The sequence below is a fragment of the Streptomyces sp. NPDC046335 genome, assembly GCF_055587985.1.
Map to the genome: position 1 here is coordinate 173,007 of NZ_JBVJFF010000011.1, position 23,537 is coordinate 196,543.

23 protein-coding genes and 5 tRNA genes are annotated in these 23,537 nt (G+C 70.0%); 12 read left to right on the forward strand and 16 right to left on the reverse strand.

The features are described 5' to 3' along the window. Positions 1–141: 141 nt before the first annotated feature. From ACZ6JY_RS26830 to leuC, 4 genes are all read right to left on the reverse strand, one after another. Positions 142–855: an HU family DNA-binding protein gene (locus ACZ6JY_RS26830; protein ID WP_469199683.1), complete on the reverse strand. Its 714-nt coding sequence runs from the start codon at positions 853–855 to the stop codon at positions 142–144. 162 nt (positions 856–1,017) lie between these two features. Further along, positions 1,018–1,245, reverse strand: a complete 228-nt coding sequence (locus tag ACZ6JY_RS26835; RefSeq protein WP_469199685.1) for an SCO5555 family protein — start codon at positions 1,243–1,245, stop codon at positions 1,018–1,020. A gap of 238 nt (positions 1,246–1,483) precedes the next feature. After that, entirely contained in the window at positions 1,484–2,077 is a 594-nt protein-coding gene (gene leuD / locus ACZ6JY_RS26840; protein ID WP_469199686.1) for a 3-isopropylmalate dehydratase small subunit, read from the reverse strand. Between the two features lie 2 nt (positions 2,078–2,079). Further along, a complete protein-coding gene (leuC, locus tag ACZ6JY_RS26845) occupies positions 2,080–3,507 on the reverse strand; it encodes a 3-isopropylmalate dehydratase large subunit (RefSeq protein ID WP_469199687.1) in 1,428 nt (475 codons plus the stop codon). 180 nt (positions 3,508–3,687) lie between these two features. Between leuC and ndgR the strand changes: the two genes are divergently transcribed. Further along, a complete protein-coding gene (gene ndgR, locus ACZ6JY_RS26850) occupies positions 3,688–4,404 on the forward strand; it encodes an IclR family transcriptional regulator NdgR (RefSeq protein WP_329381031.1) in 717 nt (238 codons plus the stop codon). Positions 4,405–4,502: 98 nt separating this feature from the next. On the opposite strand, the gene ACZ6JY_RS26855 is transcribed toward ndgR, so the two are convergent. Further along, positions 4,503–4,988 (reverse strand): DUF4188 domain-containing protein, encoded by a 486-nt coding sequence (locus ACZ6JY_RS26855; protein WP_469199688.1) that lies wholly within the window; start codon positions 4,986–4,988, stop codon positions 4,503–4,505. A gap of 106 nt (positions 4,989–5,094) precedes the next feature. On the opposite strand from ACZ6JY_RS26855, the gene ACZ6JY_RS26860 reads away from it, so the two are divergent. Next, the gene (locus ACZ6JY_RS26860) at positions 5,095–5,796 is read left to right on the forward strand and encodes a MerR family transcriptional regulator (protein WP_469199689.1); all 702 of its coding nucleotides are present in this window, start codon (positions 5,095–5,097) and stop codon (positions 5,794–5,796) included. A gap of 42 nt (positions 5,797–5,838) precedes the next feature. Here ACZ6JY_RS26860 and ACZ6JY_RS26865 read toward each other — a convergent pair. The 9 genes from ACZ6JY_RS26865 to ACZ6JY_RS26905 form a co-directional block, all read right to left on the reverse strand. Then, positions 5,839–5,911, reverse strand: a tRNA-Glu gene (locus tag ACZ6JY_RS26865). Positions 5,912–5,932: 21 nt separating this feature from the next. Then, positions 5,933–6,004: transfer RNA gene (locus tag ACZ6JY_RS26870), tRNA-Gln, on the reverse strand. Between the two features lie 31 nt (positions 6,005–6,035). Next, positions 6,036–6,108 (reverse strand) — tRNA-Glu (locus tag ACZ6JY_RS26875). A gap of 62 nt (positions 6,109–6,170) precedes the next feature. Beyond that, positions 6,171–6,243 (reverse strand) — tRNA-Glu (locus ACZ6JY_RS26880). Positions 6,244–6,284: 41 nt separating this feature from the next. Then, positions 6,285–6,356: transfer RNA gene (locus tag ACZ6JY_RS26885), tRNA-Gln, on the reverse strand. Between the two features lie 87 nt (positions 6,357–6,443). Next, the gene (locus ACZ6JY_RS26890) at positions 6,444–7,172 is read right to left on the reverse strand and encodes an HAD family hydrolase (protein ID WP_469199690.1); all 729 of its coding nucleotides are present in this window, start codon (positions 7,170–7,172) and stop codon (positions 6,444–6,446) included. 181 nt (positions 7,173–7,353) lie between these two features. Next, positions 7,354–8,832, reverse strand: a complete 1,479-nt coding sequence (gene gltX / locus ACZ6JY_RS26895) for a glutamate--tRNA ligase (RefSeq protein WP_469199692.1) — start codon at positions 8,830–8,832, stop codon at positions 7,354–7,356. Then, positions 8,825–9,610 carry a fumarylacetoacetate hydrolase family protein gene (locus tag ACZ6JY_RS26900; RefSeq protein ID WP_469199693.1) on the reverse strand — a complete coding sequence of 262 codons (786 nt, stop codon included), beginning with the start codon at positions 9,608–9,610 and terminating at the stop codon, positions 8,825–8,827. Before ACZ6JY_RS26900 ends, gltX begins: the two co-directional genes overlap by 8 nt. A 117-nt stretch (positions 9,611–9,727) precedes the next feature. After that, entirely contained in the window at positions 9,728–9,928 is a 201-nt protein-coding gene (locus tag ACZ6JY_RS26905; RefSeq protein ID WP_469199695.1) for a hypothetical protein, read from the reverse strand. A 574-nt stretch (positions 9,929–10,502) separates the two neighbouring features. Here ACZ6JY_RS26905 and ACZ6JY_RS26910 point away from each other — a divergent pair. From ACZ6JY_RS26910 to ACZ6JY_RS26945, 8 genes are all read left to right on the forward strand, one after another. Further along, entirely contained in the window at positions 10,503–14,450 is a 3,948-nt protein-coding gene (locus ACZ6JY_RS26910; RefSeq protein ID WP_469199697.1) for a sensor histidine kinase, read from the forward strand. A gap of 9 nt (positions 14,451–14,459) precedes the next feature. Continuing rightward, entirely contained in the window at positions 14,460–14,873 is a 414-nt protein-coding gene (locus ACZ6JY_RS26915) for a roadblock/LC7 domain-containing protein (protein WP_030787430.1), read from the forward strand. A gap of 149 nt (positions 14,874–15,022) precedes the next feature. Then, positions 15,023–15,424, forward strand: a complete 402-nt coding sequence (locus tag ACZ6JY_RS26920; RefSeq protein WP_062779230.1) for a DUF742 domain-containing protein — start codon at positions 15,023–15,025, stop codon at positions 15,422–15,424. Further along, positions 15,405–15,989: a GTP-binding protein gene (locus tag ACZ6JY_RS26925; protein WP_369211452.1), complete on the forward strand. Its 585-nt coding sequence runs from the start codon at positions 15,405–15,407 to the stop codon at positions 15,987–15,989. The genes ACZ6JY_RS26920 and ACZ6JY_RS26925 overlap by 20 nt, the downstream gene beginning before the upstream one ends. Before the next feature lie 343 nt (positions 15,990–16,332). After that, the gene (locus tag ACZ6JY_RS26930; protein WP_469199699.1) at positions 16,333–19,629 is read left to right on the forward strand and encodes a sensor histidine kinase; all 3,297 of its coding nucleotides are present in this window, start codon (positions 16,333–16,335) and stop codon (positions 19,627–19,629) included. Positions 19,630–19,639: 10 nt separating this feature from the next. Then, on the forward strand, positions 19,640–20,053 hold the full coding sequence (locus tag ACZ6JY_RS26935; protein ID WP_062779227.1) for a roadblock/LC7 domain-containing protein: 414 nt from the start codon (positions 19,640–19,642) through the stop codon (positions 20,051–20,053). A 95-nt stretch (positions 20,054–20,148) separates the two neighbouring features. After that, entirely contained in the window at positions 20,149–20,739 is a 591-nt protein-coding gene (locus ACZ6JY_RS26940) for a DUF742 domain-containing protein (RefSeq protein WP_469199702.1), read from the forward strand. Further along, positions 20,720–21,304 (forward strand): GTP-binding protein, encoded by a 585-nt coding sequence (locus ACZ6JY_RS26945; protein WP_447040198.1) that lies wholly within the window; start codon positions 20,720–20,722, stop codon positions 21,302–21,304. The genes ACZ6JY_RS26940 and ACZ6JY_RS26945 overlap by 20 nt, the downstream gene beginning before the upstream one ends. Before the next feature lie 62 nt (positions 21,305–21,366). Here ACZ6JY_RS26945 and ACZ6JY_RS26950 read toward each other — a convergent pair whose 3' ends face one another. Then, complete coding sequence (locus ACZ6JY_RS26950; RefSeq protein ID WP_469199704.1) at positions 21,367–21,756, reverse strand: tautomerase family protein; 390 nt, start codon at positions 21,754–21,756, stop codon at positions 21,367–21,369. A 97-nt stretch (positions 21,757–21,853) separates the two neighbouring features. Between ACZ6JY_RS26950 and ACZ6JY_RS26955 the strand changes: the two genes are divergently transcribed. Both ACZ6JY_RS26955 and ACZ6JY_RS26960 read left to right on the forward strand, forming a co-directional pair. After that, entirely contained in the window at positions 21,854–22,717 is an 864-nt protein-coding gene (locus ACZ6JY_RS26955; RefSeq protein ID WP_469199706.1) for a LysR family transcriptional regulator, read from the forward strand. Positions 22,718–23,042: 325 nt separating this feature from the next. Then, complete coding sequence (locus tag ACZ6JY_RS26960) at positions 23,043–23,255, forward strand: DUF397 domain-containing protein (protein WP_469199708.1); 213 nt, start codon at positions 23,043–23,045, stop codon at positions 23,253–23,255. A 58-nt stretch (positions 23,256–23,313) separates the two neighbouring features. Here ACZ6JY_RS26960 and ACZ6JY_RS26965 read toward each other — a convergent pair whose 3' ends face one another. After that, a complete protein-coding gene (locus ACZ6JY_RS26965) occupies positions 23,314–23,511 on the reverse strand; it encodes an acyl-CoA carboxylase subunit epsilon (RefSeq protein WP_469199710.1) in 198 nt (65 codons plus the stop codon). Between the last annotated feature and the right edge of the window lie 26 nt (positions 23,512–23,537).

The window sequence follows — 23,537 nt, forward strand, 5'->3', positions numbered from 1 at the left end:
AGAGGGCGATGACCGCAGGATCACCTGGGTAACACCCAAGATGTTCGCCCCCCGGTAGGGGGGAAGGGGCAAAAAAGGAAAAGAGGGGGGCCGGTCCCCCCCGGGGGACCCCGGCCCGGCGCGTGAGTGCCCTCTGTGCCCCTACTTCTTGCGGGCGGTGGCCTTCTTGGCGGTCGTCTTGCGCGCCGTGGACTTCTTGGCGGGCGCCTTCTTGGCGGTGGCCTTCGTCGCCGGAGCGGTCTTCTTCGCCGTGGCCTTCTTGGTGGCCGGCGTGGCCTTCTTGGCGGGCGTGGTCTTCTTCGCCGTCGCCGTCTTGGCCGTCGTCGCCTTCTTCGCGGCGGGCGTGGCCTTCTTGGCCGCGGCCTTCTTCGCCGTCGCCGTGGTCTTCTTGGCGGGCGTGGCCTTCTTCGCGGCGGTCTTCTTCGCCGTCGCCGCGGTCGCCGGCGTGGCCTTCTTGGCGGTGGCCTTCTTGGCGGTCGTCGCCTTCTTGGCCGCGGCCTTCTTGACCGTCGCCGAAGCACCGCCGGTCAGGCTGCCCTTGGGCGCCTTCTTGACCGCGACGTCGTTCTTCGGGAGCTTCTTCGAACCGCTCACCAGGTCCTTGAACCCCTGGCCGGCGCGGAAACGCGGGACCGAGGTCTTCTTGACCCGTACGCGCTCCCCGGTCTGCGGGTTGCGGGCGTAACGGGCCGGACGGTCGACCTTCTCGAACGAGCCGAAGCCGGTGACCGAAACACGGTCACCGCTGACCACGGCGCGCACGACGGCGTCCAGGACCGCGTCCACGGCGTCGGCGGCCTGCTGACGGCCCCCGACCTTGTCGGCAATCGCTTCTACGAGCTGCGCCTTGTTCACGTCTTCCCCTTCGGAGACATTGCCGGGAGCGAAATACTCCGGCTTTTTCGCACGTTAGGCAGATATATACCGCAAATCAAACACGAAACGGGCTAATCACCCTTGTGCCGCAACGAACTGGCCCATCTCGGAGTTCCTCGAAGGCCCGTTGAGGCTCGGCGCTCAGGCGTCTTCCGGGAATCGGCCCTCTTCGAGGTCCGCCATGAATCGCTCCAGACGCCTTGCCGCATCGGCGAGATCGTGTTTGGCCGCGGCCGTAATGACCAGCAGCTTCCGGGTCAGCGCCATCCGTACGCCCTCCGGGACTTGCAGTGCGCGCACTTTTGAGTGCGCTTCCTTCAGTTGGTCCGCGACGAGCCCGTAGAGCTCGAGTTGGCTGTCACGTCCCATGCACCGATTGTGCCATCTGGGGCGAGTTGTCGCCTCCGCAGGGGGTAACTGCCGCCGTCCGCCGCTGTTTCGAGGGTACCTTGCCGGGCCGAGTACAAGGGGATTTCCGGCCTCTTCTTCCCGCCAGAGCACGGGAGTTGAGACCACCCGTTCAGGCCATCTGCCCCTGTTCGGAGGCCACACACAGAGGTACCCCCAACCGTCCACGATTGGGGGTACATCAGGGTGTTGCGGAGTGTCAGACCTGAACGGTCCTGGGCTTGAAGGAGGGGCGCCCGCTCTCGTACGCGGAGATGTCCTGCTCGTTCCGGAGCGTGATGCTGATGTCGTCCAGGCCGTTCAGGAGCCGCCAGCGGGCGTTCTCGTCGAGGTCGAAGTCGGCGGTGATGCCCGCCGCGCGGACCTGGCGGTCCTCCAGGTCGACCGTGATCTCGGCCTGCGGGTCGCTCTCCGTCAGCTCCCAGAGCGCGTCCACGACCTTCTGGTCGAGCACCACGGTGAGCAGGCCGTTCTTCAGCGAGTTGCCCCGGAAGATGTCGGCGAAGCGGGAGGAGACGACCGCCTTGAAGCCGAAGTTCTGGAGGGCCCAGACGGCGTGCTCGCGCGAGGACCCCGTACCGAAGTCGGGCCCCGCCACCAGGACGGAGGCGCCCTGGCGCTCGGGCTTGTTGAGCACGAACTCCGCGTCCTTGCGCCAGGCCTCGAAGAGACCGTCCTCGAAGCCGTCCCTGGTGACCTTCTTCAGCCAGTGGGCGGGGATGATCTGGTCGGTGTCGACGTTGCTGCGGCGCAGCGGGACGGCCCGGCCGGTGTGCTTGGTGAATGCTTCCATGGCTATCGGACTCCGGCGGTGACGGGGGCGTCGGACAGATCGGCGGGCGAGGCCAGGTGGCCGGTGACCGCGCTGGCGGCGGCGACCTGCGGGGAGACCAGGTGGGTGCGCCCGCCCTTGCCCTGCCTGCCCTCGAAGTTGCGGTTGGACGTGGATGCCGAGCGCTCGCCGGGGGCCAGTTGGTCGGGGTTCATGCCCAGGCACATCGAGCAGCCCGCGTGCCGCCATTCGGCGCCGGCGGCGGTGAAGACCTTGTCCAGGCCCTCCGCGACGGCCTGGAGGGCCACCCGGACCGAGCCGGGGACGACCAGCATCCGTACGCCGTCGGCGACCTGGCGGCCCTCGACGACGGAGGCCGCGGCGCGCAGGTCCTCGATGCGGCCGTTGGTGCAGGAGCCCACGAAGACGGTGTCGACCTTGATGTCCCGCAGCGCCTGCCCGGCGGTCAACCCCATGTACTCCAGGGCCTTTTCGGCGGCGAAGCGCTCCGATGCGTCTTCGTACGAAGCCGGGTCGGGGACGTTCGCCGACAGCGGCGCGCCCTGGCCGGGGTTGGTGCCCCAGGTGACGAACGGCGCCAGTTCGGTGGCGTCGATGTAGACCTCGGCGTCGAACGCCGCGTCGTCGTCGGTGCGCAGGGTCTTCCAGTACGCGACGGCGGCGTCCCAGTCCTCGCCCTCGGGGGCGTGGTCGCGGCCCTTGAGGTAGTCGAAGGTGGTCTGGTCCGGGGCGATCATCCCGGCCCTTGCGCCCGCCTCGATCGACATGTTGCAGATGGTCATGCGGGCCTCCATCGAGAGCTTCTCGATGGCCGGGCCGCGGTACTCCAGGATGTAGCCCTGGCCGCCGCCGGTGCCGATCCTCGTGATGATCGCGAGGATCAGGTCCTTGGCGGTGACGTCGTCGGGCAGCTCGCCGTCGACGGTGATGGCCATGGTCTTGGGGCGGGCCATCGGCAGCGTCTGGGTGGCCAGCACGTGCTCGACCTGCGAGGTTCCGATGCCGAACGCCAGCGCGCCGAAGGCGCCGTGCGTGGAGGTGTGCGAGTCACCGCAGACCACGGTGGTGCCCGGCTGGGTCAGCCCGAGCTGCGGTCCCACGACGTGGACGACGCCCTGCTCGACGTCGCCCAGCGGGTGCAGACGGACGCCGAAATCCGCGCAGTTCTTGCGCAGCGTCTCCAGCTGGGCCCGCGAGACCGGGTCGGCGATGGGCTTGTCGATGTCGAGGGTCGGGGTGTTGTGATCCTCGGTGGCGATGGTGAGGTCGAGCCGCCGCACCGGGCGGCCCGCCTGGCGGAGGCCGTCGAAGGCCTGGGGGCTGGTCACCTCGTGCAGCAGGTGCAGATCGATGAAGAGGAGGTCGGGCTCGCCCTCGGCGCGCCGGACGACGTGGTCGTCCCAGACCTTCTCCGCGAGTGTCCTACCCATCGCTTTCCCTCCGGCCGGCGGCGTCGCCGGCCCAACTAGAGAATCCGTTCGCCGACGCGCGTACCCCTCGTGCCGCACGTCGACCGCCGATCCGTTGGTCCGCGGATCGCTCGTACAGAGTGGCGCGTCCCGCGAAAAATTGAACTTGCGTTTCACAGAGTGAGACGCGAGTATCGACGCATGGACAACTCTAGCGGCGTCGGCGTTCTCGACAAGGCGGCTCTCGTCTTGAGCGCCCTGGAGTCCGGCCCGGCCACCCTCGCGGGGCTGGTCGCGGCCACCGGGCTCGCACGACCCACGGCCCACCGACTGGCCGTGGCACTGGAACACCACCGGATGGTGGCACGGGACATGCAGGGCCGTTTCATTCTCGGCCCCCGCCTCGCGGAACTCGCGGCGGCGGCGGGCGAGGACCGCCTGCTCGCCACGGCGGGTCCCGTCCTGACGCATCTGCGGGACGTGACGGGCGAGAGCGCGCAGCTCTACCGCCGCCAGGGCGACATGCGCATCTGCGTGGCCGCGGCCGAGCGCCTGTCCGGCCTGCGGGACACCGTGCCGGTCGGCTCGACGCTCACCATGAAGGCGGGCTCATCGGCGCAGATCCTGATGGCCTGGGAGGAGCCGGAGCGCCTGCACCGGGGCCTCCAAGGGGCCCGCTTCACGGCCACGGCCCTCTCGGGCGTACGCCGCCGGGGCTGGGCCCAGTCGATCGGCGAGCGGGAGCCGGGCGTCGCGTCCGTCTCCGCGCCCGTGCGCGGCCCCTCCAACCGCGTGGTCGCCGCCGTCTCGGTCTCGGGCCCGATCGAGCGTCTGAGCCGCCACCCGGGCCGTATGCACGCCCAGGCGATCATCGACGCCGCGGGCCGCCTCTCCGAAGCCCTGCGCCGCACGGGCTGACGTACGCACACCGGAGGGACCGCCTCAACGCCGCGGCGACCCCTCCGGTCCTCCCCGCCGGTCCCCTACGGGGTTCCCGGCCCCCGTCCTCGGCCCTCTCAGGCCATCTTGAGGCGATCGGCCGCCCGGTCCCCCCGGCGGCCCACCGGGATCACCCCGGTCGCCTCCGCCAGGCCGAAGGCGGGCATGCTCACGTAGACCGCCTCATGGGCGCCGGCCCGCACGACATACGTCTCGTGCCAGAAGCCGACCTTCCCCTTGCCTTCCCTGATCCGCCGGTTGAAGGCCGCCCACGCCGGCCGGTGCTCCTTGTCCTGCGCCGCCGAGTAGGCCATCAGCTTCTCGTGCGACTCCCAGTACTGGACGATGTAGATCAGGCGTGGCCCGCCGAGGAGCAGCCGGTACCCCAGCATGCCGCTCTCCCGGTCCCGCGACAGTTCCTTGAGCATGCGCGGCATCGCCCTGGAGACGGGCCACCAGCTCCGCACGGCGCGGAAGTTGTTGATGCGCATCCCTATGTGGAAGACGACCACGTCCCCTTCCGCCGCCGCGGTCATGCGCCCTTCGATCGGCTTGTCGCTCATGGCACTTCCCCCTTCATGGAGCCCTGGCCGAACATTGGATAGCGTCGCTATCCATGGTTAGATAGTGACACTCTCCAACCGGATACGCAAGAGGAGGCACGACTCGATGAGACTGGCGGAGCTGAGCCGGCGCAGCGCGGTCCCCGCGGCCACGATCAAGTACTACCTGCGCGAGGGGCTGCTGCCGCCGGGCCGCCGGGTGAGCGCGACCCAGGCCGAGTACGACGAAACGCATCTCCAGCGGCTGCGCCTGGTGCGGGCCCTGGTCCAGGTCGGCCGGGTGCCGATCGCGTCGGCGCGCGAGGTCCTGTCCGCCCTGGAGGACGACTCCCTGGACCACAGCTCCCGGCTCGGCACGGCCGTCTGGGCCCTGCCGCACGGCCCGGAACCCGACGGCGACGACGCGGTACGGGAGGACGCGCGCCGCACGGTGGACGCGCTCCTCGACCGCCTGGGCTGGACGTACGCCCAGGGGCACGCGGCCGAGTCCCCCGCCTACCGGATGCTGGTGACCTCCGTGGTCACCCTGGCGCGGCTCGGGTATCCGTGCTCGGTGGACGACCTGGCGCCCTACGCCCGCTCCGGGTGGCAACTGGCCGCCTCGGACCTGGACTTGATCGAGCGGTACGAGTCGCCGGACGAGCAGCTGGAGGCGGCGGTGGCGCTGACCGTGCTGTACGAGCCGGTGCTGCTGAGCCTGCGCCGCATCGCGCAGGCGGAGGAGTCGGACCGCCGCTACGGCCCCGGTTCCACAGAGGACGACTCCGCGCGGGACGACTCCGCGCAGGAAGGTTCCGCGCGGGCATGACGAAGGGGCCCTCCCTCACGGGAAGGCCCCTTGCCGTTTCTGTACCCCCGACCGGATTCGAACCGGCGCTACCGCCTTGAGAGGGCGGCGTGCTAGGCCGCTACACAACGGGGGCCCTGGATACTGCGTTACTGCGCTGGGCTACCAGGACTCGAACCTAAACTAACGGAACCAGAAACCGTCGTGCTGCCAATTACACCATAGCCCAATGTGGTCTAGACCAGGTCTAGTACCGACAGTACCCCCGACCGGATTCGAACCGGCGCTACCGCCTTGAGAGGGCGGCGTGCTAGGCCGCTACACAACGGGGGCCCTAGCGATCCTGCATCAGTGACAGTGGGTGCGACCCGATCTGTCCCCGCGGGAAGGATCTGTACCCCCGACCGGATTCGAACCGGCGCTACCGCCTTGAGAGGGCGGCGTGCTAGGCCGCTACACAACGGGGGCAATGTGGATGAGATCCACGTGTTGCAGATGAGCTCTGCGAGCTGGCCTACCAGGACTCGAACCTAGACTAACGGAACCAGAAACCGTCGTGCTGCCAATTACACCATAGGCCATCAAAGCGCCACCCCTTGACGGGGTTTTGTTTGACTTACGCTTCCCGGCCGGACCTTTCGGCCTTCTCGGGCGGCGCAGGAAGAACATTACCCGAAGGTGGACGGCGCTCCAAAACGGGTATCCGCCCGCAGCAGCGCGGGGAGCTCGGAGAGGTCCCTGACGCGGTGCACGCCCGTCGGGCCCTCGCCCATCGCGCCGTTGCGGTCGAGCCAGATGCCGAGGAGTCCCGCGTCCCTGGCGCCCCTCGCGTCGATCTCCGGCTGGTCACCGACGTACGCGATCTCCTCGGGCGCCAGGCCCAGGTGCGTACAGGCCGCGAGGAAGGCCTCGGCGGCCGGCTTGGAGACGCCGAGGTCGGCGGCGCACAGCACGGCCTCGAAGCGGTCACGCAGGCCGAGGACGCGCAGCTTGCGGTCCTGGACGGCCAGGGCGGAGTTGGAGAGCACCGCGTGGCGGTAGCCGTCGGCGAGGGCGTCCAGGGCGGGGACGGTGTCGGGGAAGAGCGACCAGGCCGATTCGTAGTGCCGCACATAGCGCTCGAACCAGGCGTCGACGTCGGGGTCGGCGAGGGCCGGGGCCTGAAGGAAGTCCCGCACGCGGTCGCGCCGCTGCTGCTCGAAGGTCACTCCCCCGGCGCTGAAGCGGGCCCAGTGCCGCTCGGTGAGCTCCTTCCACCGGACGAGGGCGAGCTCGGCGGACTCGTACCGCTCAAGGAGTCCCTCGGCGGTGAGGTGGGCGTGCATGCCGGTGGTGTCGGCGCGCGCGTAGTCGAAGAGGGTGTCGTCGATGTCCCAGACCACGGCTTTGATCGGCATGGCAAAGACGGTATCCGCAGCTGCGGCACCCGGCTGGGGGTTCGGGGGTTATCCCCCGAAGAACGCAGTGTCGATGTCCCAGACCACGGCTTTGATCGGCATGGGACGACGGTAAGCGAAGGACCCGGGAGCCGTCGCGGCTTCCGGGTCCTTCGGTTCGTCCTTCGGTCCGTGCGTCCGCTCAGGCGGCGAGCTTCGCCAGGGCCGCGTCGACGCGGGCCAGGGTCTTCTCCTTGCCCAGGATCTCCAGGGACTCGAAGAGGGGCAGGCCGATCGTGCGGCCGGTGACGGCGACGCGGACCGGGGCCTGGGCCTTGCCGAGCTTGAGGCCGTGCTCCTCGCCCGCCGCCAGGACGGCGTCCTTGAGGGACTCCGGGGAGCTCCAGTCGGCCGCGTCCAGCTTGGCGCGGGCCGTGCGCAGGAGGGCGTCGGAGCCCTCCTTCATGGCCTTCGTCCAGGACGGCTCGTCGAAGACCGGCTCCGAGCGGAACAGGAAGTCGACGTTGGCCGTGATCTCGGAGAGAACCTTGAGGCGGGTCTGCGCGTGCGGCGCGATGGCCTGCCAGGCGGCCTCGTCGAACTCCTCGGGCGACCAGTTGGCGTGCGGGGCCCGCAGCCACGGCTCGCAGGCCTCGGCGAAGGCCTTCACGTCCAGCATGCGGATGTGGTCGGCGTTGATCGCCTCGGCCTTCTTCAGGTCGAAGCGGGCCGGGTTGGCGTTCACGTCCGTGAGGTCGAACTTGCCGACCATCTCCGGGATGGTGAAGACGTCCTGGTCCGCGGAGAACGACCAGCCCAGGAGGGACAGGTAGTTCAGCAGGCCCTCGGGGAGGAAGCCGCGCTCGCGGTAGAGGTTCAGGGACGCCTGCGGGTCACGCTTGGAGAGCTTCTTGTTGCCCTCGCCCATGACGTACGGCAGGTGGCCGAACTCGGGGACGCCCTGGGCGATGCCCAGCTCGATCAGGGCCTTGTAGAGGGCGATCTGCCGGGGCGTGGAGGAGAGCAGGTCCTCGCCGCGCAGGACGTGGGTGATCTCCATCAGGGCGTCGTCGACCGGGTTGACCAGCGTGTACAGCGGGGCGCCGTTGGCGCGCACGATGCCGTAGTCGGTGACGTTCTCGACCTGGACGGTGATCTCGCCGCGGACCAGGTCGGTGAAGGTGATGGCCTCGTCCGGCATCCGGAAGCGGACGATGTGCTTACGGCCTTCGGCCTCGTACGCCTCGATCCGCTCGGCGGTCAGCGTGCGGCAGTGGCCGTCGTAGCCGGACGGCTTGCCGGCCGCGCGGGCGGTCTCGCGGCGGGCGTCGAGCTCCTCGGTGGTGCAGTAGCAGGGGTAGGCGTAGCCGCCGTCGAGGAGCTTCTGTGCCACGTCCTTGTAGACGTCCATGCGCTGCGACTGGCGGTACGGCGCGTGGGGGCCGCCGACCTCGGGGCCCTCGTCCCAGTCGAAGCCCAGCCAGCGCATCGAGTCCAGGAGCTGCTCGTAGGACTCCTCGGAGTCGCGAGCCGCGTCGGTGTCCTCGATGCGGAAGACCAGGACGCCCTCGTTGTGCCGGGCGTAGGCCCAGTTGAAGAGGGCGGTGCGGACCAGGCCCACGTGGGGGTTGCCGGTCGGCGAGGGACAGAAACGTACGCGTACGGGGGTCGCGTTAGCCACGCTTGATCACCTTGTTGGTGAGAGTGCCGATGCCTTCGATGGTGACGGCGACCTCGTCGCCGACGTTGAGGGGCCCGACGCCTGCCGGGGTCCCCGTGAGGATGACGTCGCCGGGGAGCAGCGTCATGGCCTCGGAGATGTTGACGATCAGGTCCTCGATGGAGTTGATCATCTCGCTGGTGCGGCCGAGCTGGCGCTGCCGGCCGTTGACGGTGCACTGGATCGTGAGGTCGCTCGCGGCGGCCAGGTCCAGCTCCGTCTCCACCCAGGGGCCGAGCGGGCACGCGCTGTCGAAGCCCTTGGCACGGGCCCACTGCTTCTCACGGCGCTGCACGTCGCGTGCGGTGACGTCGTTGGCGCAGGTGTAGCCGAAGATCACGTCCTTGACCCGCTCGCGCGGGACCTCCCGGCACATGCGGCCGATGACCACGGCCAGCTCGGCCTCGTGGTGCAGCTCCTCGGAGAACGAGGGGTACGTGATGGCGTCGCCGGAGCCGACCAGCGAGGTGGACGGCTTGAGGAAGGCGAAGGGAACGTCGGGCACGTCGTGGCCGAGCTCCGCCGCGTGCTCCCCGTAGTTGCGGCCGTAGGCCACGATCTTGTTCGGGAGCACCGGCGGCAGCAGGCGGACCTTGCTCAGCGGGACCTTGGTGCCGGACAGCTCGAAGTCGGCGTACGGGATGCCCTTGATGATGTCGAGGACGAGCCCGTCGGGGCCCTCTCCCTCGACCACGCCGTAGCCGACATTGCCGTCGATGGAGAACCTGGCGATACGCACGCTTGAGCCTCTTGAGGTGGTTGCGGTCTGACACCCCAGGCTAACGCGGTGGCCTGCGGGCCGCTGACGACTTTCCCCCGGCTGCCCCGCTGCTCCGCGCGCGGCCGTCGCCGCGGTTCACGCGCCGGACGGGGTGTGCGCCTGGGGCGCGACCATGAGAATCGTGCGCTTCGGGTTGGCCGTCTGGGCCGGCAGTTCGACTGCGTGCTGCGGCTGCTCCGGCGCCGCCTGGACGTCGTCGGCGTCCTTGAGGTGCGCGAGAGTGGTGCGGCGCGGGTTGGCTATGTTTCGGAACATCGTCGAGCGCACAGTCTTCATCTGCTGTTCTGACCTTGTCTGTTGAGGCGCCTTATGACGGGCGCGGCTTGTCGGATTCGCCATCCCTGTAAAGCGTCAGGCTAAACATCCAATTCCCGGCCAAAGTCCGGAAGAAGCCATGATCTTCATGTGAGTTTGCTCACGGATGACTGGGCAAAAGGGTCAATTCACCTTCCCCGCCGCACCTCCGGAAACGGACAATGCACCACTGAAGGCACCATTCCGCTCCTGATCATGAACACTGGGACACCCCCTCCCCGCAGGAGCTACATGGGGAAAGGTCCGTTTTCCCCTAGATCACTTTCTACGTCTCGTGACCCCTTACTCACGCGGCGTCACGCCCGTCGGGGCGCGGCACATGGGCCTTGTTGGAGATCCTGCACTGTGCTGGAATTCCCGGGACCGCCGCGGGACCGAACCGGCGCGCAGGGGCGCAACGCAGCGCCGAGTGGCGGCGGGAAGGGGAAGCAGCGCCGGTCACTCACGACCACCCATGGGGCGTTTCACGCCCCACGACGCCGACACCGTCCCGCCGCCATGCGGCAGGACGCCTGGTCCAGAGGTTGCGACGCTAGTGCAGGGACGTTTCAAGAGGGATGGCAAGGGGTCTCCCCAGGCCGGCCGAGGGGAAGCCGCGGCGGAGCCGGAGCGCGGCGGCAACGACCGCGGCTCCTCGCCCCAGCACGCCCAGAACCCCGGCCCGGGCACGCCCGGCAACGGCGGCCACGGAGCCGCGCGCCAGGGCGTCACGGGCAGCCCGGCGGCTCCCCCCGCCAAGGACACCAAGGACAAGGGCTCGTCCGGTGCCAAGGCACCCACCGGCCCCGGCCCACGAATAGCCCTGCGCAACTGGCGCATCTCCACCCGCCTGATCTCGCTGCTCGCACTCCCCGTGATCACCGCGACCACGCTGGGCGGGCTCCGCATCAACTCGTCCCTGGACGAGATCCAGCAGCTCGACAACATGAAGCTGCTGACCGACATGACCAAGCAGGCGACCGCGCTCGCCGTGGCGCTCCAGGAGGAGCGCGACAAGTCCGCGGGTCCCCTCGCGCACAACGCGCCCGCCACGGACTACACCGTCAAGGGCGCCCGCGAGAAGACCGACCGGGTCTACCGCGAGTTCCTGCGGGGCACCCAGAACCTGAACGACACCGACGGCGAGAACGGCCTCCTCGGCGTCCGCCACAGCGCCGTCCAGATCACCCAGCAGCTCCAGGGCATCAACGACGTCCGCAAGAAGGCCTACAAGGACAAGAAGTCGACCTCGCAGACGGTCGAGGCCTACAGCCAGCTCGTCGAGCAGCTCCTGGCGCTGTCGCAGGACATGGCGCAGGCGACGTCCAACCCCGACATGATCCAGCGCACCCGCGCCCTGGCCGCCTTCTCCTCGGCCAAGGAGTACGCGTCAGTGCAGCGCGCGATCATCGCCGCAGCCCTGCCCGCGAACGACAGCGAGTACGGCAAGATGTCCGAGACGGACCGCACCTTCGGCCTCAGCGCCAACGCGAAGGAGCGCTCGGAGCTGGTCTCGTTCAGCAAGATCTACGCCGGTAACCCCGACGAGCTGACCGAGCCCATCGACGGCGGCAACGCCGCCGTCAAGTCCGCCAACGAGTACGCCAAGCGCGTGCTCGAGCAGGAGGGCGGCATCAAGCTCCAGGACAAGCGGTCCTACAAGGACTGGGTCGACCAGGACACGACCAAGATCGACGCGATGTCGAAGATCGAACTGACGCTGCTCGGCGAGATGGAGCAGAAGGCGCGCGAGCTGCGCAACGAGTCGGAGCAGTCGGCCATCCTCAACGGTGCGCTGATCCTGCTCGTGCTCGGCGTCTCGCTCGTCGGCGCGTTCGTCGTGGCCCGGTCCATGATCCGCTCGCTGCGCCGGCTCCAGGACACCGCGACCAAGGTCGCCCAGGACCGTCTGCCCGAGCTGGTCAAGCAGCTCTCCGAGTCGGACCCGCAGGACGTCGACACCTCCGTCGAGTCCGTCGGTGTGCACTCCAGGGACGAGATCGGCCAGGTGGCCGCGGCCTTCGACGACGTGCACCGCGAGGCCGTCCGCCTCGCCGCCGAGCAGGCGCTCCTCCGGGGCAACGTCAACGCGATGTTCACCAACCTCTCGCGCCGTTCGCAGGGCCTCATCCAGCGCCAGCTCTCGCTCATCTCCGAGCTGGAGTCGCGCGAGGCCGACCCCGACCAGCTCTCCTCGCTGTTCAAGCTCGACCACCTCGCGACCCGCATGCGCCGTAACGGCGAGAACCTCCTCGTCCTCGCCGGTGAGGAGCCGGGCCGCCGCTGGACGCGGCCCGTCCCGCTCGTCGACGTGCTGCGTGCCGCCGCGTCCGAGGTGGAGCAGTACGAGCGCATCGAGCTCTCCGGGGTGCCCTCGACCGAGGTCGCGGGACGCGTCGTCAACGACCTCGTGCACCTCCTCGCCGAGCTGCTGGAGAACGCGACCTCGTTCTCCTCGCCGCAGACCAAGGTGAAGGTCACCGGTCACGCGCTGCCCGACGGCCGCGTCCTGATCGAGATCCACGACACCGGCATCGGCCTCTCCCCCGAGGACCTCGCCGCGATCAACGAGCGGCTCGCGTCGCCGCCCACCGTGGACGTCTCCGTCTCCCGCCGCATGGGTCTGTTCGTGGTCGGCCGCCTCTCGCAGCGCCACGGCATCCGCATCCAGCTCCGCCCCTCCGACTCCGGTGGTACGACCGCGCTGGTCATGCTGCCCGTCGATGTCGCGCAGGGCGGCAAGAAGGTTCCCGGCAAGCCCGGTGGCCCCGGCCCGACCGGCGGCCCCGCGGCCGCCCAGGCCGCGGCCGGTGCCGCCGCCGCGCGCCGCGGTGTCGGCACGGGCAACGCGAACCCCGCGCTCGGCCAGGGTCCCGGCCCCGCCGGTGGTCCCGGCCGCGGCGGTCCCGCGCTCGCCGGTGGCCCCGGAGCCGGTGCTCCCGGCCGCCCGGGCGCCGGTACCGGTGGCCCGCGTCAGCAGGTCGCGGGTTCCGGTCCGCGGGCCGCGCTGCCCTCCAGGGACAGCGGCCAGCAGCAGCGTCCGGCGGGCGCCCCCATGGGCCAGCAGCCGCAGGCGCCGCAGGGCGGCCGTGGCGGGGCACAGCAGCCGCCGGTCCCCCAGCAGCGTACGAACGCCATGAACCCGCCGGCCGAGACCGGTGACCAGGGGCGCCGCCCGCAGCTTCCGCCGCGCGGAGGACCCCGCGCCGAGCTGCCCGGCGGCAACCCGCAGCCCCGCGTGCCCAGTTGGAGCGACGAGAACGCGCAGCCGCAGGTGGCGCGCGAGCCCTTCGACACCCCGCGCGGTCACGAGGAGCACGAGTCCACCGGGCAGTACCCGCAGCCCGGCCTGCCCGCCGACGACCGGCAGGGTCCCGGCTCCACCGCGGAGTTCGCCCGCCCGGACTTCGACGGGCCGCCGCCCGGCACCCAGGCGCCGCAGGACGCGGGCGCCACGGGCCAGTTCGTCCGCTCGGACGTCTTCGGCAACCCGGGTGACGTACGGCAGGCGCCGCAGCAGGGCCGGCCGCAGCAGAACCAGCAGCCGCAGCAGCCCCAGCAGCAGAACCAGCAGTCGCCGCAGCAGAACCAGCAGCAGGACCAGGGCAACGGCCCCGGCCGGCACGGCAACCGGGAGATGCCCGACTACACCGTGCCGCGCCCGCCGGCCCCCCGCCGGGGCCAGGGCGAGCCGCAGCAGGGCTTCCCCCAGCAGCCGCAGCACCCGCAGCAGCAGGACCAGCAGCCGCAGCAGCGGGACCCGCAGCAGGACCCGCAGAACCGGCAGCCGCAGCAGAGGCAGCAGCCTCCGCAGCAGCACGGCCTGCCCTCGGAGCTGGAGGCGCCCCTGCCGCCCGACTCCGGTCTGGGCGACGGGCCCACTCCGCTGTACGACACGCTGGAGACCAACTGGTTCCAGCAGCAACAGCAGAGCCGTCAGGCCGCGCAGCAGGAGCAGCAGCGGGAGCACCGGCAGGAGCCGCAGCACGGTCAGCAGCACGACCCGCAGCAGCCCGGTCGGCGCCAGGAGCCGCAGCGGAGCCGTCAGGCCCCCGAGGCGGCGCCCCGGCAGGCGCCCCAGCAGCCGCAGCAGGGCCAGGGGCAGGGGCAGCGTCCGCTGCCCGCACGCCCGCTGCCCGCGCGCCCGACCGGCCAGGAGCCGTCCGCGGCCCCGGCCGAAGCGGGCCCGGGGAACGGCACGGGAGTCACCGCCGGCTCCAACTGGCGTACCTCCCCCAACGACGAGCTGGGCCGCCAGGCCGAGCGCGTCCGGCAGCCCTCGGCGGGCGGCGTCACCACATCCGGTCTGCCGCGCCGCGTCCCGCGGGCCAACCTGGTCGCGGGCACGGCCCAGCAGCAGCAGGAAAGCACAGGTCCGCAGGTATCGCGTGCCCCTGAAGAGGTACGTGGCCGGCTGACGAATCTCCGTCGGGGCATCCAGCAGGGTCGCCAGGCCGGTACCGGCCAGACCGGCAGTTTCCCCACTCACCAGCAGGAGCGTTAGTTGAGTCCGATGAGCCAGGCGGCACAGAATCTGAACTGGTTGATCACCAACTTCGTGGACAACACCCCCGGGGTGTCCCACACGGTCGTGGTCTCCGCCGACGGCCTCCTTCTGGCCATGTCCGAGGGGTTCCCGCGGGACCGCGCCGACCAGCTCGCCGCGGTCGCCTCAGGGCTGACCTCCCTGACGGCCGGCGCCTCCCGGATCTTCGAGGGCGGCACCGTCACGCAGACCGTGGTGGAGATGGAGCGGGGGTTCCTCTTCATCATGTCGGTCTCCGACGGCTCCTCCCTCGCCGTGCTCGCCCACCCCGAGTGCGACATCGGCCTCGTCGGTTACGAGATGGCGCTGCTCGTCGACCGAGCGGGTGCCGTCCTCACCCCGGACCTCCGCGCCGAGCTGCAGGGGAGCCTGCTCCACTAGGCCCGAAGCGAGACCGGTACGTACGACGCCTTGCCCTTCGGCCGCCCCACCGACCGAACGAATTGACCAACCGTCCGGCCGCCACACTGCCCCCACCGGCTCTGTCAGACGGCACACGCAGATGACCTGCTGTCCCGCCCGGAGGATCCATGACCCCGCCCACCGCCTCTCACAACCCGTACGGCGATGCCTCGTACGGGATGGAAGGCGACCAGCCGCTGGTCCGCCCCTATGCGATGACCGGCGGCCGGACCCGGCCGCGCTACCAGCTCGCCATAGAGGCGTTGGTGAGTACCACGGCCGACCCGGCGCAGCTGATGGGGCTGCTCCCCGAGCACCAACGGATCTGCCACCTCTGCCGTGAGGTCAAGTCGGTGGCCGAGGTATCGGCACTCCTTTCGATGCCGCTCGGCGTCGCCCGGATCCTCGTGGCGGACCTGGCGGAGGCCGGACTTGTCGCCATCCACCAGCCCGGCGGCGACGAGTCCGCCGGCGGCCAGCCTGACGTGACACTGCTCGAAAGGGTGCTCAGTGGACTTCGCAAGCTCTAACGGCTCGGACTCAGGCCGTTCCACCACTTCTGCCAAGATCGTGGTGGCGGGCGGCTTCGGCGTGGGCAAGACCACGTTCGTGGGAGCCGTCTCGGAGATCAACCCGCTGCGCACCGAGGCCGTCATGACGTCCGCCTCCGCGGGCATCGACGACCTCACCCACACCGGGGACAAGACCACCACGACGGTGGCCATGGACTTCGGCCGCATCACCCTGGACCAGGACCTGATCCTGTACCTCTTCGGTACGCCGGGCCAGGACCGCTTCTGGTTCATGTGGGACGACCTGGTCCGCGGCGCCATCGGCGCCGTCGTACTCGTGGACACCCGCCGTCTCGCCGACTGCTTCCCCGCGGTCGACTACTTCGAGAACAGCGGGCTGCCGTTCGTGATCGCCCTCAACGGCTTCGACGGCCACCAGCCGTACACCCCCGACGAGGTCCGCGAGGCGCTCCAGATCGGGCCGGGCACGCCGATCATCACGACCGACGCCCGACACCGTGCAGACGCAAAGAGTGGTCTGATCACCCTGGTCGAGCACGCACTTATGGCACGACTCAAGTAGGCAGGACATATACGGTAGTTGCCGTAGACAACACGGATCGGTCTGTGTCCTTTGACACGAGTGCACGCCGTGTTCATAACGTTTCGACAGAGAATTGCCAGGTGACCGCAACGCGACGCGGTCGCCTGGTGCCGCTGCGCGCACGCGAGCCCCGCCTTTTGGCGGGGCTCGCTCTTTATGACCGATTTATCTGAGGCTTGCGCCACTCGGAACTTCCGCTTCCCAGTGTTTGGTGCGGCAGCGTCTGACGTGCTGGAATGCGCTGAACTGCCCAGTAGCACGGGCCTTGGAGACGACAGCGGTACGACGCGAGTGGTGCCGCCGCCGAGAGGTTGTTGGTCGAGTGAGGCGAAGCAAGACGAGCCCCGCGGCACCCCCCACCGGGGACACGCGGGGCAACTTCACCCCGCCGCCGCGCACAGCGGCGTCCCCCGTTGACGTGACCGCCACATCCGGCAATGAGCCCCCGGCTCCCTCCGGTGGGCGGATGTCCCCGCGCAACTGGCGTGTGCCCACCAAACTGAACGCGATCCTGCTCATACCCGTGCTGGTCGGCCTGGTCATGGGCGGCTTCCAGGTGAAGGGCTCGATCGACACCTGGAGCGAGGCACAGGACGCCGAGAGCACCGCGCGCCTGGTGCGGGCCTCCCTCGACTACGGCAACCGCCTCATCGAGGAGCGCGACGTCACCGCCGCTCCGCTGCTGAACGGCAAGCGGAACGACCCGATCGTCGTCAAGGCCCGCAAGGCCACCGACAAGGCCGCCGCCGCGTTCGAGGCCGCCTCAAAGAATATGCCGGACAAAGAGGGCCTGAACCGCCGCCTCAAGGGCTTCCACAAGGTCGAGCCCCACCTGGCCCCGCTCCGCCAGAACGCGTACACCACCAAGCTCAGCGGCGTGAAGACCGAAGAGGGCTACGTCGCCATCCAGCACCCCCTGATGGAGTTCGCCAACGAACTCGGTCTGGGCACCGGCAACATCACCAGCTACGGCCGCACCGTCTACGCGATCTCGCTCTCCAAGGCAGCGCTCTCGCTCCAGCGGTCCATCGGCACGCACCTGCTGGTCAAGCCCGGTCCGGGCACCGGCTCGCTGACCCTCCAGCGCACGTCCCTCGCCTCGTACGCCTACCTCGAGCGCATCGCCATCGAGGAGTACACCGGCGGCGGCACCCCCGAGGACGTCGCCAAGCTGGAGGAGATGAAGAAGGACCTCACGGCCGCGGGCGAGAAGCAGGCCAAGGAGGCGGCAGCCGCCGCGAAGGCCAAGGGCGAGACCTTCGTCCCGCCGCCCACGCAGGAGAAGATGGTCTCCGCCATCGCGACCCTCCAGAGCACGCAGCCGAGCGCCCGCGTCGCGCTGGCCGGCAAGGGCGTCACGCGAGAGGCCTGGTGGGCCACCACCTCCGCCAAGTTCGACGCCTACCGCACCATCGAGTCGGAGCTCGCCGACAAGGCCGTGGACGAGGCGTCCGACATCGCCGCCGACGCGCAGCGCAACGCCTACATCACCGGCGCCATCGTGGTCGTCGCACTGCTGGCGGCCTTCATCCTGGCCGGGCTCATGGCCCGCCAGATGTCCCGCTCGATGCGCCGCCTGCGCACCGCCGCCTTCGGCATCGCCGAGCAGCGCCTGCCGATGCTCGTCGACCAGCTCTCGCGCACCGATCCGGGCCGCGTCGACACCCGGGTGCAGCCCATCCCGATCAACTCCACGGACGAGATCGGCGAGGTCGCCCGCGCCTTCGACCAGGTGCACCGCGAGGCCGTGCGGCTCGCCGCCGAGCAGGCGCTGCTCCGGGGCAACATCAACGCGATCTTCACCAACCTCTCGCGCCGCAACCAGTCGCTGATCGAGGGCCAGCTGACCCTCATCACGGACCTGGAGAACAACGAGGCCGACCCGGACCAGCTGGAGTCCCTCTTCCGCCTGGACCACCTGGCGACCCGTATGCGACGCAACGGCGAGAACCTCCTGGTCCTCTCCGGCGAGGAGCCCGGCCGCCGCTGGGACCAGCCGGTCCCGCTGGTCGACGTGTTGCGCGCCGCCTCCTCCGAGGTGGAGCAGTACGAGCGCATCGAGCTCTCCGGGGTGCCGGAGGCCGAGATCCACGGCCTCGCCGTGACCGACCTCGTGCACCTGCTCGCCGAGCTCCTGGAGAACGCCACCACCTTCTCCTCGCCGCAGACCAAGGTCCGCGTCACCGCGACCCGTCTGCCCGACGGCCGCATCATGGTCGAGATCCACGACAAGGGCATCGGCCTCACCGCCGAGGACTTCGCGGACATCAACCACAAGCTGGCCAACCCGCCGACCGTGGACGCCGCGATCTCGCAGCGCATGGGCCTGTTCGTGGTCGGGCGGCTCGCCGACCGGCACGGCATCCGCGTCCAGCTCCGCCCCTCGGGCGAGCAGGCGGGCACGACCTCGCTCGTCATGCTGCCGGACCCGATCACCCACGGTGGCGGTGGCGAGCACGTCCAGGACCCCGAGTTCACCGTCTCCCAGATCATCCCGGAGCAGCAGGCCCTCGCGGCCGAGCCGCTGCGCACGGCCGCGGAGCTGGGCTTCGACGACACCCGGTACCAGGGCGACCTGGATGCCCAGCCGGAGCTGGACCCCGTCGGCCGCTCCCTGATGCGCGAGGAGCGCCGGGCCGCCCTTGAGGCGCAGGCACAGCAGCCGGGCGACGACCGCCCGCTCTTCCGCGACGAGGTCGAGCCGCGCCCCGGTTACGACCAGCAGCAGCCTCCGTACGAGCAGCAGCAGCCCTCGTACGACCAGCAGGGTGGCTACGACCAGCAGGCCGGGTACGACCAGCACGCTCCCGCGTACGAGGAGCAGAACCCCGGGTTCGGCCGGCAGGCGCCCGCCTATGACCAGCAGCAGGCCTCGTACGACCAGCAGCAGCCTTCGTACGGCCAGCAGGGCGGCTACGACCAGGGCGGCTTCGACCAGGGCCAGGACCAGGGCCAGGGCCAGCAGGGCTACGGGAACGAGCAGTACTTCCCCGGCCAGGACGGCTACCAGGACGGTTACCGGAACGCTCACCAGGACCCCGCGGTCAGCTATCCGGAGCGGTCCCAGCAGGACGACTGGCCCACCGGCGACGGCCACCAGGGCGGATACCAGAACGAGTACGCCCCGGAAACGGAATCTGTCCGGGCCGACCACGCGGAGGACACGGACCGCGTAGGCTTCGAGCGTCCCGGTCCGGTCCCTTCCACCGTCCACGAAATGACCGACGCGGGCCTCCCGCGCCGCGGTTCGTCCGCCGCCGGCGGCAACGGAAGCGCCCCCGCCGACTCCCCGCAGACACCCGACAACGAGAGCGAATCCGGCACCGAATCCTGGCGTTCGTCCAACGACGAGCGCTGGCAGCGGGCCGAGCGCCTCAAGGAGCCGAAGGCGGGCGGGGTCACCCCGTCCGGGCTCCCGCGGCGGGTCCCCAAGGCCAATCTGGTCGAGGGCACCGCCGAACAGACCCCACAGGGCGGCCCCCAGGTCTCCCGTGACCCCGAGGACGTCCGGGGCCGGCTGAGCAATCTGCGCCGGGGCGTCCAGCGTGGACGTACAGCGAACAGTGACACGAATGGCCAGGGCTTCAGCCCTGACAGCACCTACAACCAGGAGCGTTAGTGTGAGCCCGATGAGCCAGGCGGCGCAGAACCTGAACTGGTTGATCACCAACTTCGTGGACAACACCCCCGGGGTGTCCCACACGGTGGTGGTCTCCGCCGACGGACTCCTTCTGGCGATGTCCGAAGGCTTCCCCCGCGACCGTGCCGATCAGCTCGCGGCCGTCGCGTCGGGTCTGACTTCCCTCACCGCCGGGGCCTCCCGGATCTTCGAGGGCGGTGCGGTGACCCAGACCGTTGTGGAGATGGAGCGAGGATTTCTCTTCATCATGTCCATTTCTGACGGTTCTTCCCTCGCAGTTCTCGCCCACCCGGATGCGGACATCGGTCTCGTTGGGTACGAAATGGCACTTCTTGTCGATCGGGCGGGCACTGTTCTCACACCGGACCTGCGTGCGGAGCTCCAGGGGAGCCTTCTCAACTAACAGACAGACGGTGCGTTTTCGCGTCCCGTGCCCGTAAGGTTTCGGGACGCGGCTCCACAGTGATGGTGCCCGGCACAGTTGGAGGAGGAAGTAACGTGGCAACACCCCCAGACGGTCCGTCATCGGCGAACTGGTCCCCCGGCCATGGCCAGGGCGGCCGGCACGACGGCGGAGCGAACCGGTACGACTTCCCCCCCACGCCGAGCCACCGCCGGCAGCCGTACGCGCAGCCCCAGCAGCCGGGCCCGCGCCCGTACGACCAGGGCACGCCGGGGCACGCGCCCCGTATCCAACCCGTACAACCCCAGCGGCGCGCTCCTCAACCGGCGCCCGCCGGGTCGGCGAACAACCCCCTGGTGCGCCCGTACGCCATGACGGGTGGCCGCACCAGGCCCCGCTACCAGCTCGCCATCGAGGCGCTGGTGCACACCACGGCGCAACCGCATCAGCTCCAGGGCCAGTTGCCCGAGCACCAGCGGATCTGCAATCTGTGCCGCGAGATCAAGTCGGTTGCTGAGATCTCGGCACTGCTCTCCATTCCCCTCGGCGTCGCCCGGATCCTCGTAGCCGACCTGGCGGAGGCCGGACTTGTCGCCATCCATCAGCCCGGCGGCGACGAGTCCGCCGGCGGCCAGCCAGACGTGACACTGCTCGAAAGGGTGCTCAGTGGACTTCGCAAGCTCTAGCGGCGGAGCAACAGCCCGCTCCACCACCAGCGCGAAAATCGTGGTGGCGGGCGGCTTCGGCGTGGGCAAGACCACGTTCGTCGGGGCGGTCTCTGAGATCAACCCGCTGCGCACCGAGGCCGTCATGACGTCCGCGTCCGCGGGCATCGACGACCTCACCCACACCGGAGACAAGACGACGACCACCGTCGCCATGGACTTCGGCCGCATCACCCTGGACCAGGACCTGATCCTGTACCTCTTCGGTACGCCGGGCCAGGACCGCTTCTGGTTCATGTGGGACGACCTGGTCCGCGGCGCCATCGGCGCGGTCGTCCTGGTCGACACCCGCCGTCTCGCCGACTGCTTCCCCGCGGTCGACTACTTCGAGAACTCGGGCCTGCCCTTCGTGATCGCCCTCAACGGCTTCGACGGCCACCAGCCGTACAACCCCGACGAGGTCCGCGAAGCACTCCAGATCGGCCCGGACACCCCCATCATCACCACGGACGCGCGCCACCGCGCGGACGCGAAGAGCGCGCTGATCACCCTGGTCGAACACGCGCTGATGGCACGGCTGCGCTGACGTCTCCCGCCCACGCCGCTCCATGACCAAGGGCCCGCACGCCATCCGCGTACGGGCCCTCGTCAGTTCTCGCGGTAGTGGTCGAACTGGGTGACGCCCTGGTAGCCATAGCTCTCGGGGTGCAGTTCATGCAGGGCGACTCCGCCGCGGGCGAGCGGGCCGAGCAGATCCGTCAGGAACTCGGCGGCCCCGGCGATGAAGGCGGCCTTCTCTTCGGCGCTGTTCGTGCCCGCGGTGATGCTCACTTCCACGTGGGCGTCACGTACGCCGTCGGGCAGGCGCCGCCCGTCGACGTAGTAGCAGTCGGCCGGCGGCAGGTCGAGATGGACGATGGTCCGTGCGCTCGATTTGCCGAGGGCCGAGACCGCCAGGCGGGTCAGGCCCTCGGCGAGGGCGCGGCGCATGGCTGTGGGGAGGTCGGGCTCGGTGACGGTGACCCTGATGTGCGGCACGGTACTCCTCGGTGTGGTGGGTTCTTCGGAGGGAGCCTCGCCCCGACCGTCACCATGGAGCCAACGCATCCCTTTCACCGACGTATGAGGCGCCCGCATGACCGTGAACCTTCCGCAGCTCAGGGCGTTTCTCGCGGTCGTCGATACGGGCGGCTTCGGCGCGGCGGCCGATGAGCTCGGCATGAGCCAGTCCGCTGTGTCGCACGCCGTGGCCTCGCTCGAACGCGAACTGGCCGCCCCGCTCCTGATCCGGTCGAGCCCCGCGCGCGCCACCGTGCTGGGCGAGCGTCTCCTGCCGTACGCCCGTACCGCGCTCTCGGCGGTGCGCTCACTGGAGGAGACCGCGTCCGAAGCCACGCGGGCTTACTCAGGGACCGTGCGGCTTGCGGCGACCCCGACGGTCTGCAGAGGCCTGCTGCCCGGTCTGCTGCGGCAATGGCGCGCGGGGCAGCCGAAGGTCACCGTCCGGGTCTTCGAAGGGGACAGCGTCGAGATCGCGGCCTGGCTGGAGGACGGGACGGCCGATGCCGCCGTCCTGGTCGACCCGCCGCCGGGTCCTGGCGTGGCACTCACCGAGGACGGCTATCGCGCGCTGCTTCCCCGGGACCATCCGCTGGCGGGCGAGGCGGCCGTCGATGTGCGTGACCTGGAGGACGACCCGTTCCTGGTCTCGCCGGGCGGCTGCGAGACCCGGCTCCGCGAACTGCACCGTCTCGCGGGGCTCGGCGTCGCCCCCGCGCACCGGGTGCGTGATCTGGCCACGCTGATCAGCATGGTTCAGGCCGGGCTCGGCGTCACCGTCCTCTCCGAGGCCTCACGCCCGCTGATCCCGCCGGACCTCGTGCTGCTGCCGGTGACGCCTCCGGTATCGCGCCGACTGGTCCTGAGCGGCCCGCGAAGCCGCCCTTGGCACCCAGCGGTACGGGTCCTCGCGGAGTCGGCGGCCGCGGCTCTGCCCTGAGCAGCATTGAGGCCGCCCGGGGCGTGTGACGCTGTCCGGCGTTCCCTCGCAGGCGCTCGGGTCGACTTCGCGGGCCATGTGGTCTGCGACCTCCTGCGGGACGCGGGTGCGTGGCTGCCCCCGGTGGGCGCGTCACACGAGGAGACCGCAGTGAGGAGCCGCACATCGACGTGCTGGTCATTCCGTTCGAGGCGGGCACATTCCCCGGCGCCGGTCACGGAATCGTCCAGTTCGGTGGCTCGATCCCGAAGCCGGACACGATTGCGCTTTGAAGCCGTCGCAGTCCCGAGATTTGCTCCTCGCCACCATGCGCGAGGCGTAAGAGATGAGTAGCGAAGTGACCAAGCCGACCTGGCAGAAGTCATCTTTCAGCGGCGAGGCAGCGAACTGCGTGAATGTTGCCGCCATGCCTGACAAGACCCTTCGCCTCCGCGAGAGCGACGAGCCCGAGCGAATACTGGTCGTGTCCCGGGAAGGGCTCGCCGCGCTTCTGGTGAGCGTCAAGGCGGCGGCCGAAGCGGCGGACCCGGTCCGGTAGACGGCAAGCGCCGGACGGCTCCGTGAGGGAGACGTCCGGCGCTCGGTGGAATTGAGGGTCAGCCCTGCCAGCTGTGCGGGGCGCGGAAGCCCGGCGTGCGCTCCAGGCGGCGCCAGCCGGCCCTGTCGCGGCCTCGGCGCGGGGCCGGGGTCTCGGCGGGACGGGCGGCGGCGCGGGCCAGGAGGATCGCGGTGATGGCCGCTACTTCCTCGGGCTCGGCGTGGCCCTTTTCCACTCGGATGTCGGGGGGAGTCATCTGCAGCGTTCTCCTTGTGGGTACTG